Source organism: Mesorhizobium sp. M1E.F.Ca.ET.041.01.1.1, assembly GCF_003997355.1.
Classification (GTDB): domain Bacteria; phylum Pseudomonadota; class Alphaproteobacteria; order Rhizobiales; family Rhizobiaceae; genus Mesorhizobium.
The window spans coordinates 1-12342 of sequence record NZ_RZSL01000146.1; the positions used below are offsets into that span (position 1 = coordinate 1).

At 64.2% G+C, this 12342-nt stretch carries 13 protein-coding genes; 9 read left to right on the plus strand and 4 right to left on the minus strand.

The window, feature by feature from the left end:
* The coding region (locus tag EOA38_RS14550; RefSeq protein WP_127299500.1) for an FAD-dependent monooxygenase at positions 1-996 on the minus strand (996 nt) is incomplete at its 3' end.
* A 107-nt stretch (positions 997-1103) separates the two neighbouring features.
* On the opposite strand from EOA38_RS14550, the gene tesB reads away from it, so the two are divergent.
* The 7 genes from tesB to xth all read left to right on the plus strand — a co-directional run bounded on the left by tesB (position 1104) and on the right by xth (position 9323).
* The gene (gene tesB, locus EOA38_RS14555) at positions 1104-1967 is read left to right on the plus strand and encodes an acyl-CoA thioesterase II (protein WP_126091222.1); all 864 of its coding nucleotides are present in this window, start codon (positions 1104-1106) and stop codon (positions 1965-1967) included.
* A 352-nt stretch (positions 1968-2319) separates the two neighbouring features.
* Positions 2320-2658, plus strand: coding sequence for a P-II family nitrogen regulator (locus EOA38_RS14560; protein WP_006327120.1), 339 nt, complete (start codon positions 2320-2322; stop codon positions 2656-2658).
* A 31-nt stretch (positions 2659-2689) separates the two neighbouring features.
* Positions 2690-4030: an ammonium transporter gene (locus EOA38_RS14565; protein ID WP_127299501.1), complete on the plus strand. Its 1341-nt coding sequence runs from the start codon at positions 2690-2692 to the stop codon at positions 4028-4030.
* 293 nt (positions 4031-4323) lie between these two features.
* The gene (locus tag EOA38_RS14570; RefSeq protein ID WP_126091224.1) at positions 4324-4599 is read left to right on the plus strand and encodes a hypothetical protein; all 276 of its coding nucleotides are present in this window, start codon (positions 4324-4326) and stop codon (positions 4597-4599) included.
* A gap of 226 nt (positions 4600-4825) precedes the next feature.
* Positions 4826-7480, plus strand: a complete 2655-nt coding sequence (locus EOA38_RS14575) for a DNA translocase FtsK (protein WP_127299502.1) — start codon at positions 4826-4828, stop codon at positions 7478-7480.
* Positions 7481-7606: 126 nt separating this feature from the next.
* The gene (locus EOA38_RS14580) at positions 7607-8275 is read left to right on the plus strand and encodes an outer membrane lipoprotein carrier protein LolA (RefSeq protein ID WP_126091226.1); all 669 of its coding nucleotides are present in this window, start codon (positions 7607-7609) and stop codon (positions 8273-8275) included.
* Between the two features lie 241 nt (positions 8276-8516).
* A complete protein-coding gene (xth, locus tag EOA38_RS14585; RefSeq protein WP_127299503.1) occupies positions 8517-9323 on the plus strand; it encodes an exodeoxyribonuclease III in 807 nt (268 codons plus the stop codon).
* 44 nt (positions 9324-9367) lie between these two features.
* Here the strand turns inward: xth and EOA38_RS14590 are convergent, their stop codons facing one another.
* Both EOA38_RS14590 and EOA38_RS14595 read right to left on the minus strand, forming a co-directional pair.
* On the minus strand, positions 9368-9823 hold the full coding sequence (locus EOA38_RS14590; protein WP_127299504.1) for a cyclic nucleotide-binding domain-containing protein: 456 nt from the start codon (positions 9821-9823) through the stop codon (positions 9368-9370).
* Positions 9824-10054: 231 nt separating this feature from the next.
* Positions 10055-10738 (minus strand): response regulator transcription factor, encoded by a 684-nt coding sequence (locus tag EOA38_RS14595; RefSeq protein ID WP_040974579.1) that lies wholly within the window; start codon positions 10736-10738, stop codon positions 10055-10057.
* A gap of 147 nt (positions 10739-10885) precedes the next feature.
* Between EOA38_RS14595 and EOA38_RS14600 the strand changes: the two genes are divergently transcribed.
* Complete coding sequence (locus tag EOA38_RS14600; protein ID WP_245480832.1) at positions 10886-11419, plus strand: L,D-transpeptidase; 534 nt, start codon at positions 10886-10888, stop codon at positions 11417-11419.
* A gap of 55 nt (positions 11420-11474) precedes the next feature.
* Here EOA38_RS14600 and EOA38_RS14605 read toward each other — a convergent pair whose 3' ends face one another.
* Positions 11475-11729 (minus strand): hypothetical protein, encoded by a 255-nt coding sequence (locus EOA38_RS14605; protein WP_127299506.1) that lies wholly within the window; start codon positions 11727-11729, stop codon positions 11475-11477.
* Between the two features lie 130 nt (positions 11730-11859).
* On the opposite strand from EOA38_RS14605, the gene EOA38_RS14610 reads away from it, so the two are divergent.
* On the plus strand, positions 11860-12342 hold a 483-nt coding region (locus EOA38_RS14610; protein WP_127299507.1), incomplete at its 3' end, for a LysR family transcriptional regulator.

Sequence of the window (12342 nt, forward strand, 5' to 3'; positions counted from 1 at the left end):
GGCCTCGACCACCACTTCGGCAAGTGCCGCGACATCCTTGAAGCCGAGATTGAGGCCCTGGCCGGCGATCGGATGGATGCCGTGGGCGGCGTCGCCGGCGAGCGCGATGCGCGGCGCTACGAAGGCGCGGGCAAGGGTCAACCCGAGCGGCCAGGCGCGGGGCTTGTCGGCGACGCGGATCTCGCCGAGCTTCAAGCTGAAGCGCTGTTCCAGCTCGTGCTCGAAGACGAACTCGTCGCCATCGACGAGTTTTTGCGCGTCTTCCGTGCGCTCGGTCCAGACGATCGACGAGCGGTTCGTCCCGTCCTTGCCGGGTTTCAGCGGCAGCGTGGCGAACGGGCCGGCCGGGAGAAAATGTTCCTCGGCGCGGCAATTGTGAGGACGCTCGTGCGCCACCGTGCAGACGATGCCGGACTGGCCGTATTCCCATTTCACCGTCTTGATGCCGGCCATGTCGCGCAGCTTCGAGTTGACGCCGTCGGCGGCGATCAGCAGCCGCGCCTTCAGCGCGGCGCCATCGGCCAGATGCACGGTGACGCCGGTGCCGCTGGTGTCGAAACCGCTGACGGCCATGCCCTCGATGATGTCGATGCCGAGCTTTTCGGCGCGCCGCCGCAGCGCCCCGTTGAGCTCCCGGTTGGCGACCATATGCGCGAAGGGCTCGCCGGGCGCCACCTCGCCGTCGAAGGTCAAAAACACCGGGCGCACCGGATCGGCGGCGCGCGAATCGGTGATGATCATCTCGGTGATCGCCTGCGCCTCCGGCGCGATCTCTTCCCAGACGCCGAGCTGTTCCAGCATGCGGCAGGCCGCGGCGGCGATGGCCGAGGCGCGGCCGTCCTTCTGCCAGACGCCGGCGGGAGCGGCGTCGACAACGGCGACGGCAAGGCTCGGGCGCGCCTGCTTTATCGACACGGCGGTGGCCAGGCCGACATAGCCGGCGCCCGCCACCAGCACGTCCAGCGAGGCTTCGCCTGCTTCATCCGCCTTGACCATGCCACTTTCCTTTCGCGGCTTGCGGCCGCAGCGGCGGCCATAGCAGCTTGACTGCCTGCCTGTCCTGTCCGAAACCGGCCATGTCACATCTTTGAAGGACGTGGAACATGACGGCGGCCATGGACGAGCTCCTCGACATTCTCGACCTCGAGCAGCTCGAACACAACCTGTATCGTGGTCGCAGCCCAAAGCTGGACTGGCAGCGGGTGTTCGGCGGCCAGACCATCGCCCAGGCGCTGGTCGCCGCCCAGCGCACGGTCGAGCCCGAGCGCCACGTGCACTCGCTGCACGGCTATTTCATGCGGCCGGGCGACACCAAGGTGCCGATCGTCTACGAGGTCGACCGCATCCGCGACGGCGGCTCCTTCACCACGCGCCGGGTGGTGGCGATCCAGCATGGCCAGGCGATCTTCTCGCTGGAGGCCTCGTTCCAGCAGGACGAAGTGGGGCTGGAGCATCAACTGCCGATGCCGCGCGACGTGCCGGCGCCCGACACGCTTTTGTCGCAGCGCGAGCTTTTGGGCAAATTCGGCGGGGCTGTGCCGGAAGGCATCAAGCGCTATTGGGAGCGCGACCGGCCGATCGAGATGAAGCCGGTGATGCTGAAGCACTATACCAGCCGCGAGAAGCTGGAGCCGGAGCAGAACATCTGGATCCGCACCACCGGTCCGGTGCCGGAGGACCGCGCCACGCAGGCGGCCGTGCTCGCCTATCTCTCCGACATGACGCTGCTCGATACCTCGACTTTCGCGCATGGTCGCGCCATTTTCGATCGCGACATCCAGGCGGCCAGCCTCGACCATGCGATGTGGTTCCACCGCAGCCATTCGCTGGACGACTGGATCCTCTACACGCAGGACAGCCCCTCGACGCAAGGCTCGCGCGGTTTCACGCGCGGATCGCTGTTCGCGCGCGACGGGACCCTGATCGCCTCGGTCGCCCAGGAAGGCCTCATCCGGCTGCGGCGCTGAACAGCCAAAATCTCTTCCGACGTGGGCGCGCCCTTCGTCGCGCAAAAGAAATCGGCCTGACCTGATTTTGCGCGGAATTCTTGCGTCAACCCATTGCCGCTGCCCACAGTTGCGCCATAAGCTTGCGAAATAGGCATTTTTGAAAATTTGCCTATTTTTTAATCAAGCAGCCGACCGTCGCTTTGAGCAGTCACTGGTTCCGGCAGCGCCGTTCCCTTTGTTTACAACAGGTTAACGCCCTGCTTCGGCAATTGGCACGAAGTTTGAATCCTGTTCGGCACTCTCCGGCTCTCCTCGGGATCGGTGAAGGTGTGCAAACGCGGGGGACCGCAACAGCAAAGGGTGAAACCTTATGAAAATCGTGATGGCAATCATCAAGCCGTTCAAGCTCGACGAGGTGCGCGAAGCGCTCACCGCCGTTGGCATCCAGGGCCTGACCGTCACCGAAGTCAAAGGCTACGGGCGTCAGAAGGGACATACGGAAATCTATCGCGGTGCGGAATACGCGGTCAGCTTCCTGCCCAAGATCAAGATCGAAGTCGCCGTCGGCGCCGACATGGTCGACAAGGCCGTCGAAGCCATCACTGCGGCCGCCAAGACCGGCCAGATCGGCGACGGCAAGATCTTCGTCTTCGGCATCGACCAGGCGGTGCGCATCCGCACCGGCGAAACAGACACCGACGCGCTCTGAGCGGCGACCAGCTATTCCAACGGAGAGTTCAATGAACATACCTTCCACCTTGAAGACGACGGGACGCGCGGCCGCGCTCGGTGCGCTCGCTCTCGCAGTATTCGGCACCGTCGCCGCCTTCGCGCAGGAAGCGGCTCCGGCAGCACCTGCCGCGCCGACCCCGGTCCTCGACACCGGCAACACCGCCTGGATGCTGACATCGACGGCGCTGGTGCTGATGATGACCATTCCGGGCCTGGCGCTGTTCTACGGCGGCATGGTGCGCAAGAAGAACGTGCTCGCCACCATCATGCAGAGCTTTGCCATCACCTGCCTGGTGACGGTGCTGTGGTTCATGTTCGGCTATTCGCTGGCCTTCTCCGACGGCGGCGCCACCAACGCCTATCTCGGCGGCTTCTCGAAATTCTTCCATCACGGCATCACCACCTCGACGCTGTGGCTGCCGGGCGTGGCGAACATTCCCGAATTCGTCTTCTCGATGTTCCAGTTGACCTTCGCCATCATCACGCCGGCGCTGATCGCCGGCGCCTTCGCCGAGCGCATGAAGTTCTCGGCGCTGCTGATCTTCATGGGCCTGTGGCTGGTCTTCGTCTATGCGCCGATCGCGCACTGGGTGTGGGGCGGCGGCTTCCTCGGTTCGGCCGGCGTTCTCGACTTTGCCGGCGGCACGGTCGTCCACATCAACGCCGGTGTCGCGGGCCTGGTCTGCGCGCTCGTCCTCGGCAAGCGCGAGGGCTACGGCACCACCAACATGGCGCCGCATAACCTCGTCTATTCGGTGATCGGCGCCTCGCTGCTGTGGGTCGGCTGGTTCGGCTTCAACGCGGGTTCCGAGCTCGCCGCCGACGGCCTCGCGGGTGCGGCGATGATGAACACGCAGGTTGCCACCGCCGCCGCGGCGCTGGCCTGGATGTTCGCCGAATGGATCGTCGCCAAGAAGCCCTCGGTGCTCGGCATCATCTCGGGCGCCGTCGCCGGCCTGGTCGCGGTGACGCCGGCTTCCGGCTTCGTCAACCCGACCGGCGCGTTCATCATCGGCATCGTCGCCGGCGTGCTCTGCTACATCTCGGCCGTCAAGGTGAAGCACATGTTCGGCTATGACGACTCGCTCGATGCCTTCGGCGTGCACGGCGTCGGCGGCGTCATCGGTGCGCTGCTCACCGGCGCGCTCGCCGATCCGGAGATCAACGCGCTCGGCAAGGGCGCTTCGGTCGTCACGCAGGTCTACGGCATCGTCTTCACCATCCTGTGGACGGCGATCGCCACCTTCGTGATCCTCTTCATCGTCAAGGCGCTGGTCGGCCTGCGTCCGAGCAGCCAGGAAGAGGTCGAGGGTCTCGACGTCACCCAGCACGGCGAAGTGGTGCCGTAAGGCCGGCTTTGCCAAAGGGCCGGCGGATCCTCCTCCCGCCGGCCCGAATATCAACGAAAGCCGTGCAGCGGTTTTCTGGAGTTACTCCAAGATCCCGTCGTGACGCTCTCGAAAGGGGCTCACGCCTTGAGGCCCGGAAGATCTTCCGGGCCTCCTTTTTTTGCGTGGCGTCAGGCGGATTTCAATCACATTCACTTGATCGCGCCGGTATGAAACGTTGGGCTTTGTGGTTCCGTACTGAGAGAACGACCGCCAAGGAGGCGCTCGCCAAACAAGAGGGAAGGAACCAACCAATGAAATTCAAGACTATCTTCCTGGGAGCAATGGCTCTGTCGATGGTCAGCGGAGTGGCACTTGCTGGCGCGCTCGACGAGCCTGACAACATGGCGCCGTTCTTCACCGATTCCAGCATGAAGACCATGAAATCCGAAGCCGACTTCAAGGCGGCCTGGGCCTCGACGGCGAAGGACAAACAGGACGCCATGATGAAGGAGTGCCAGGACGCGGCGATGAGCAAGCCCCACGCCGAATTCTGCGCCAACCTGATGATGTACGCCGGTCACAAGTAGTTCTGCGGGAGATCGGGTCCTGACGGGCCTGATCGTTTCGTCATTCAAGCAGAAAAATGGCGGGCCGCCAGGCCCGCCATCCTTGTCTCTACCTATTTGACTGTGCGCCATCGTCGGTAAAAAGCCATGGTTAATGCGGCCTTAACCTTCCCCCCGATAGTCTGGCAGCCGAATCTCCCGGCATGCGCCACGCATCCGGCCAGGCACTGACTTACGGGGAAGAGGCATGCGTTCAGGCGCTTCAGCACCGCTCGCGCTGACCGATACGGGGCACGGCATCCAGGCATTCGCACGGCGCCAGGTCGGGCGGCTGGTCGGCGCCGGCCTGTTCGTGTTCACCGCTTTCGGCGTCGCCAGCCTCGCCACCTGGAACGTCGCCGATCCGAGCTTCTCGCACGCCACCAACAACATCGTCACCAACGCCATGGGCTATGCCGGCGCGGTGTTTTCCGACCTCGCCATGCAGTTCTTCGGCCTTGCCGCCGTCGCCGGCCTGGTACCGGCGGTGGTCTGGGGGTTTCTTCTCTTTTCCGCGCGCGGCGTCGACAGGCTGCCGAAACGCGGGCTTGCCTGGTTCGGCTATGCGCTGCTCGCGGCGGCCATCGCCGGTTGCGTGACGCCGCCCAACACCTGGCCGCTGCCCACCGGCCTTGGCGGCGTGTTCGGCGACATGGTGCTGAAGATCCCGGGGATCGCCGTCGGCGGCTATCCGAAGGGCCTTTTCGCCACCATGATCGCCGTCGTGCTTGCCGCGCCGGCGCTCTGGCTGTTCGCCTATGGCTCGGCGCTGATTTCGCGCAAGAACGGCTTTGCGGTCATGGAGCGGGCCGCCCAGCCCGATCCGCGCGAGCAGGACGACCTGCTGTTCAGCGAGGATGACGACGAAGGCGACGAAGGCATATTGGCGCTCGGCGCCATCACCCATTGGTGGCTGTCGTTCCGCGCCTTCCTGCACCGCCGCGCCGCGCGCCGCAGGCAGGAGCGCGACGAGTTCGAGCCGCAGATGGAACCGCGGGCCAGTGCCTGGCGCCGCGCCGCCGAACGGGTCGAATCGGCCGAGTTCGCCGAGGCCCGGATGAGCCCCGGCGGCCGCGCCCGCGTCGAGCCGGAATTCTTCGCCGCCATGGTCAACGACCGCAGCGCCTCGGTCGATCCGGTCGACGACGATGACTTCGCCGACGAAGAGGAAGAGGCCGACCTCGACGATTTCGACGACGAGCAGCCTGTGCAGCGCCGCGCCAACGTGCGCAACTTCCGCTCGGACGCGGCGACCCGCGTACAGGCGCCGGCGCCCCGCCCGGCTCCGGGTGCGCGCGTCCAGCGCGAAGCGCAGACGTCATTGATCGGCTCGGATAAATTCGAGATGCCGTCGCTGCATTTCCTGTCCGAGCCGAAGAATGTCGCGCGCGACCCGAGCCTGTCGAAGGACGCGCTCGAGCAGAATGCGCGCCTGCTCGAAGGCGTGCTCGAGGATTTCGGCGTCAAGGGCGAGATCATCCATGTCCGCCCCGGCCCGGTCGTCACGCTCTACGAGCTCGAGCCCGCGCCCGGCATCAAATCCTCGCGCGTCATCGGTCTCTCCGACGACATCGCCCGCTCGATGAGCGCGATCGCCTGCCGCGTCGCCGTCGTGCCCGGCCGCAACGCGATCGGCATCGAATTGCCGAACGCCAAGCGCGAGACGGTGTATCTGCGGGAAATCATGGCAAGCCGCGACTTCGAGACGACGAAGGCCAAGCTGGCGCTGGCGCTCGGCAAGACGATCAATGGCGAGGCGGTCATCGTCGACATCGCCAAGATGCCGCACGTGCTGGTCGCCGGCACCACCGGCTCGGGCAAGTCGGTCGCCATCAACACCATGATCCTGTCGCTGCTCTACCGGCTGACGCCGCAGGAATGCCGGCTGATCATGATCGACCCGAAGATGCTCGAACTCTCGGTCTATGACGGCATCCCGCACCTTCTGACGCCGGTGGTCACCGATCCGAAGAAGGCGGTGGTGGCGCTGAAGTGGACCGTGCGCGAGATGGAGGACCGCTACCGCAAGATGTCCAAGGTCGGCGTGCGCAACATCGACGGCTTCAACGCGCGCGTCCAACAGGCCGAGAAGAAGGGCGAAAAAATCTCGCGCACGGTGCAGACCGGCTTCGACCGCCAGACCGGCGAGGCGATCTACGAGACGGAGGATCTCGATCTCGAGCCGATGCCTTATATCGTCGTCATCATCGACGAAATGGCCGACCTGATGATGGTGGCCGGCAAGGATATCGAAGGCGCGGTGCAGCGCCTGGCGCAGATGGCGCGCGCCGCCGGCATCCATGTCATCATGGCGACGCAACGTCCCTCGGTCGACGTCATCACCGGCACGATCAAGGCCAATTTCCCGACCCGCATCTCCTTCCAGGTGACGTCGAAGATCGACAGCCGCACCATTTTGGGCGAGCAGGGCGCCGAGCAACTGCTCGGCATGGGCGACATGCTCTACATGGCCGGCGGCGGCCGCATCCAGCGCGTCCACGGCCCCTTCGTCTCGGACGACGAGGTCGAGCGGATCGTCGGACATCTCAAGCTGCAAGGCGTGCCCGAATATCTCGACGCCATCACCGAGGACGATGAGGAAGACGACGAGGACGGCGGCTCGGGCAGGGGCGGCGGTGGCGGCGGCAATTTCGAGGATTCCGACGATCCCTATGACCAGGCGGTGGCGGTGGTGCTGCGCGACGGCAAGGCCTCGACCAGCTACATCCAGCGCCGGCTCGGCATCGGCTACAACCGCGCCGCCTCGATCATCGAGAAGATGGAGAAAGAAGGCATTGTCGGCCCGGCCAACCATGCCGGCAAACGCGAGATTCTGGTGCCGACTGAAGAGGATAAGTTCTAGCGCGGCTTGTCGGCAACTTTGAACCTTCCGGCGCGTTCATGCGACGGAGCCGTCGCGACCCGCCAAACTTAGGCCCAACTGGGGGTCCAGAGACTGCGACGACACGAATCACAGGAAGTGACCGGCATGAAGACCCAGATAGATTTCGCTCCGACCCGCCGGCAGGTGCTCGGCCTTGGCCTTGTGCTCGCGGGCGCGGCCGCCATCAACGTCGTGCCGGGCTTCCAGCTTCTGGCCCATGCGCAGGCGGCCGTGCCGCCGGCGGCGCAAAAGATCGCCGACCACTTCTCCTCGGTCAAATCGATGAGCGGCGAGTTCGTGCAGTTCGGACCGAAGGGCGAGCAGACCGGCGGCAAGTTCTTCCTCGAACGCCCCGGCAAGATCCGCTTCAACTATGACGGATCGTCGAATTTCCGGGTGATTTCCGACGGCAAGTCGGTGGTCATCCTCAACAAGAAGCTCAACACCTCCGACCTCTATCCGCTGTCGAAGACGCCTTTGAAGCTGCTGCTCGACGACAGGATCGATCTTTCCGGCGGGCGCGTGAAAGCCGTCAAGGAAGAGGACGACCTCACCACCATTCAGCTTTCCGACAAGTCGGTGTTCGGCAACGCCCGGATCACCATGATGTTCGATCCGAAGAGCTACGAGCTGCGCCAATGGACGATCACCGACGCGCAGGGCAAGGACACGACGGTGATGATCTTCAACGTCAAGGAAGGTGTCTCCATCCCTGACGACACCTTCGCCATCGACTATACGGCGAACAGAGAGCTGAATACCAAGACGCGGTAGATTCAACTGTTGTGAAGGTTTCCCTGCGTCGGCGCTGCCCCTCACCCTTACCCTCTCCCCGTGAAGAACGGGGAGAGGTGGACGCCAGCGCCGGAGCTTATCCCTTCTCCCCGTCACTATACGGGGAGAAGGTGCCGGCAGGCGGATGAGGGGCGGCGCCGACGCCGGCGATTATCGCCCGGCTTGTCTTTCCGATGCGCGGCTGGCAGTAGTTCGGCGATCTTTCGCCGGACCTGCCTGAATGCCTTTCACCGTCGCCACCTGGAACATCAACTCCGTGCGCTTGCGCATGCCGATCGTCGAGCGGCTGCTCAAGGAGCATGCGCCGGACGTGCTCTGCCTGCAGGAAACCAAGGTTCCGGACGAGCTGTTTCCCGAAAAGGCCTTTCGCAAGGCGGGCTACGAGCACATCCTTTTCCACGGCCAGAAGGGCTATCACGGCGTCGCGACCGTGGCGCGCCGGCCGATCGAGCTGGTCGAGAAGCGCCGCTTCTGCGAGATCGACGACAGCCGGCATCTGTCGGTCAAAGTGAAGGTCGGCGCCAGGTCGATCCTGCTGCATAATTTCTACGTTCCGGCCGGCGGCGACGAGCCGGATCCGGAGATCAACCGGAAGTTCCGGCACAAGCTCGATTTCGTCCATGAGATGAACGGCGTGCCGGCGAGCCAGGACGAGGTGTCCGCGTCGATCCTGGTCGGCGACCTCAACATCGCGCCGCAGGAGCATGACGTCTGGTCGCACAAGCAACTGCTCAACGTCGTCAGCCACACGCCGGTCGAGACGGAGAACTTCGAGGCGATGCGGCAGGCCGGCGGCTGGGTCGACCTGATGCGGCTCAACGTGCCCGCCGAGCAGAAGCTCTACACTTGGTGGAGCTATCGCGCCAAGGATTGGGAGGCATCGAACCGCGGCCGCCGGCTCGACCATGTCTGGTCTTCGGCCAATCTGGTGCCGACTTTCTCCGGCTACGAGATACTCCAGGCGGCGCGCGGCTGGGAGAAGCCGTCGGACCATGTGCCGGTGATCGCGCGGTTCGATCTGGATTAGCGCAGGGCGGCGACAGTGGGGCGGCGGCCTCTCTGCGCGTCGTCTTACTCCGTGAATCTCGGCGCCAGCGCCTCGATGCGGGCGATCATCTGCTGGAATTCCTCCAGGATGCGCTCGTGCAGCAGCGCCGCCAGTTCCGGATACTCCTCCAAGATACGGTGGAACATCTTGCGGCTGAGCCGGATGACTTCCGAATCGGCCGCCGCCGAGGCGCTGGTCAGCCGGTTGGTGTCGGCGATCAGGGCGAGCTCGCTCAGCATGGCGCCTGGGCCGGCCGTGCCGATCAGGATGCGCTTGCCGCCCTGCTCGCGATAGAGCGCGATCAAGCCGCTGACCACGATATAGGCCGAGTCGGCCTCGTCATCCTCGCGGTAGAGCTTGTGGTCGGCCTGCAGGAAGGTGTTTTCCGCGCCGAAGGCGAGCAGGCGCAATTGTTCCTGTGTGAAGCCCTGAAAAAGCTTCACGCCGGACAGGATGCGGATGTCGTCATCCAGCGCCATCCTAGCTGTGTCCCCGAGCGGTCAGTCCAGTCCCTCCTTTGGAGCGTCGCGTCCTTCCGGACGCAGCGAACGCCCCAACACTTCCAATCACGCAGCGAGCCGATCCATCACCCTCCAGCACCAGGATCGTACCCGAAGCGGTCCCGCCCGACCGCTCGCTTTGCTTTGACGCAATTCCGGACGGAAAACCGTCTCACACTTTTCCTGGAATTGCTCTAGATCATGAAATGTTTAAGGAACCAGCTTGTAGCCGCCGCTTTCTGTCACAAGAATTTCGGCATTGGAAGGATCGCGCTCGATCTTCTGGCGCAGCCGGTAGACGTGGGTCTCCAGCGTGTGCGTGGTGACGCCGGAATTGTAGCCCCACACCTCTTCCAGGAGAACGTCGCGGGTCACCACTTTCTGGTCGGCGCGGTAGAGATATTTGATGATCGAGGCCTCCTTTTCGGTCAGCCGCACCTTGGCGCCGCGCGGATCGATCAACAGCTTCTGGCTGGGCTTGAACGTGTAGGGGCCGACCGAGAAGGTGGCGTCCTCGCTCTGCTCGTGCTGGCGCAGCTGCGCGCGGATGCGCGCCAAGAGCACGGCAAAGCGGAAGGGCTTGGTGACATAGTCGTTGGCGCCGGCCTCGAGACCCAGGATCGTGTCGGAATCGGTGTCGTGCCCGGTCAGCATGATGATCGGCGCCTTGTAGCCGCCCTTGCGCAGGATCTTCACCGCCTCGCGGCCGTCCATGTCGGGCAGGCCGACATCCATGATGAGCAGATCGACAAGGCCGCCGCGCGCCGCGGCCACGCCTTTTGCGGCGGTGGATTCCTGCTGAACGTCAAATTCTTCGTAAAGCGCCAATTGCTCGACGAGCGTGGCTCGCAGGTCGTCGTCGTCGTCAACGATCAGAATGGTGCGTGATGTCATGGATCAATCCGTTGTTTTAAAAAGAATATTCAGTTGACCTCCCCCCATTTATGCGGAAGCTCACCGGCGCAACAGCCGATCACAGTGATTTGTTCCGTGAGACAATCATACAAGAAAAAACGCGCGCGCAATGAGGCGGACGCATTTTTGCCGAAAGGCCTGCGTGTCCTGGTTGTGCGCGCGAGGCCGGGCAACCCTGCGCAAGGGTTCCTGCAAGCCGGCAAAGCGGTGTTTCCCTGCGCGCTTGGGCGCGGCGGCATTTCCGCCGGCAAGCGCGAGGGCGATGGCGCCACGCCGCTGGCCGCGATGCGGATATTGTCGGGCTATTTTCGCAACGACCAGTTTCCCGGCGGGCGGCGGACGAGGCTTTCCATGGCGCCGATCGGCCCGGATCTCGGCTGGTGCGAGGTGCCCGACGACCGCAACTACAACCGGCCGGTGAAGATCCCCTACGGCGCAAGCCACGAGCGGATGCGGCGCGGCGATCGCCTCTACGACGTGTGCCTGGTTCTGGACTGGAACATCGCGCCGCGCCGGCGCGGGCGCGGCAGCGCGATCTTCTTCCATCTCGCGCGTCCGGGCTTCACGCCGACGCAAGGCTGCGTGGCGGTTACGGCGCGCACCATGGCGAGGCTGCTGCCGCTGCTGTCGGAGCGGACGGTGGTGAAGGTGGTGAGGTAGGGCAGTAGGCAGTAGGCAGTAGGCGTCCCTTTTCCTATTGCCTACTGCCTATTCCCTATCGCCGCGGCTTCTGCCAGCCCGTGTCCAGCAATCCGATCCGGCCGAGCTCACGGTCCACGGCTCTTGCCACGTCCCGGCGCTCGGCACCGATATCACGCAGCAGATCGTCGGAGAGATCCTCAATGGACTCGTTGGGAAGCCGGGCGGCGACCCGCGCCTGGCGCAGCCAATCGAGTGCGGAGCGCAGCCAAAGGGCGACGCTGGAGCGGGATTTCAGGGCGGTGTGGCACTTGAGAGCGATCTCGGTCATGGCTTTATCCGTGTTCTCCGGACATCAAATCCGGTTTGATAGTGTTTCGATGTTGCAATCATGCCGGATTGAAAAATAAACGGGAAACGAGTAGTTCTTGTTCGATCGTCAAGTTTTATTTGGAGATCGGATGGCCCGCCTGCTGCCCGGGACGCGCGCGTTGAGGACCTTCGAGGCCGCGGCCAGGCATCTCAATTTCACCCGTGCCGCCGACGAACTCGGCCTGACGCCGGCTGCGGTCAGCCATCAGATCAAGGAAATCGAGGATCAGCTCGACCTGGTGCTGTTCACGCGCACCAGCCGCACCATCCGGCTGACGGAGGCGGGCAACGTTCTTCATGAAGCTTCGATCGACGCGCTCGACCTGCTCAATCGGGCGGTGTCGCGGGCGCGCAAGATGACGCGGGGCACCTCGCTGCTGAAGGTGACGCTCGACGCGCAGTTCGCGACAAAGTGGCTGATGCGCCGCGTCGACGGTTTCCGCCGGCAGAAGCCGGGCATCGAGCTGCGCTTCGACATCACCTATGAAGTCAGGGACTTCGAACGGGACGATGTCGATATCGGTATCCGTTTCGGCAGCGGCAGATATCCGGGGCTTTGCGCGCACCGGCTG

Excerpts from the sequence above, each read along its gene's own strand:
- tesB (WP_126091222.1), top strand. The coding sequence starts at position 1,104 with ATGACGGCGGCCATGGACGAGCTCCTCGACATTCTCGACCTCGAGCAG.
- EOA38_RS14560 (WP_006327120.1), top strand. The coding sequence starts at position 2,320 with ATGAAAATCGTGATGGCAATCATCAAGCCGTTCAAGCTCGACGAGGTG.
- EOA38_RS14565 (WP_127299501.1), top strand. The coding sequence starts at position 2,690 with ATGAACATACCTTCCACCTTGAAGACGACGGGACGCGCGGCCGCGCTC.
- EOA38_RS14570 (WP_126091224.1), top strand. The coding sequence starts at position 4,324 with ATGAAATTCAAGACTATCTTCCTGGGAGCAATGGCTCTGTCGATGGTC.
- EOA38_RS14575 (WP_127299502.1), top strand. The coding sequence starts at position 4,826 with ATGCGTTCAGGCGCTTCAGCACCGCTCGCGCTGACCGATACGGGGCAC.
- EOA38_RS14580 (WP_126091226.1), top strand. The coding sequence starts at position 7,607 with ATGAAGACCCAGATAGATTTCGCTCCGACCCGCCGGCAGGTGCTCGGC.
- xth (WP_127299503.1), top strand. The coding sequence starts at position 8,517 with ATGCCTTTCACCGTCGCCACCTGGAACATCAACTCCGTGCGCTTGCGC.
- EOA38_RS14590 (WP_127299504.1), bottom strand. The coding sequence starts at position 9,823 with ATGGCGCTGGATGACGACATCCGCATCCTGTCCGGCGTGAAGCTTTTT.
- EOA38_RS14595 (WP_040974579.1), bottom strand. The coding sequence starts at position 10,738 with ATGACATCACGCACCATTCTGATCGTTGACGACGACGACGACCTGCGA.
- EOA38_RS14605 (WP_127299506.1), bottom strand. The coding sequence starts at position 11,729 with ATGACCGAGATCGCTCTCAAGTGCCACACCGCCCTGAAATCCCGCTCC.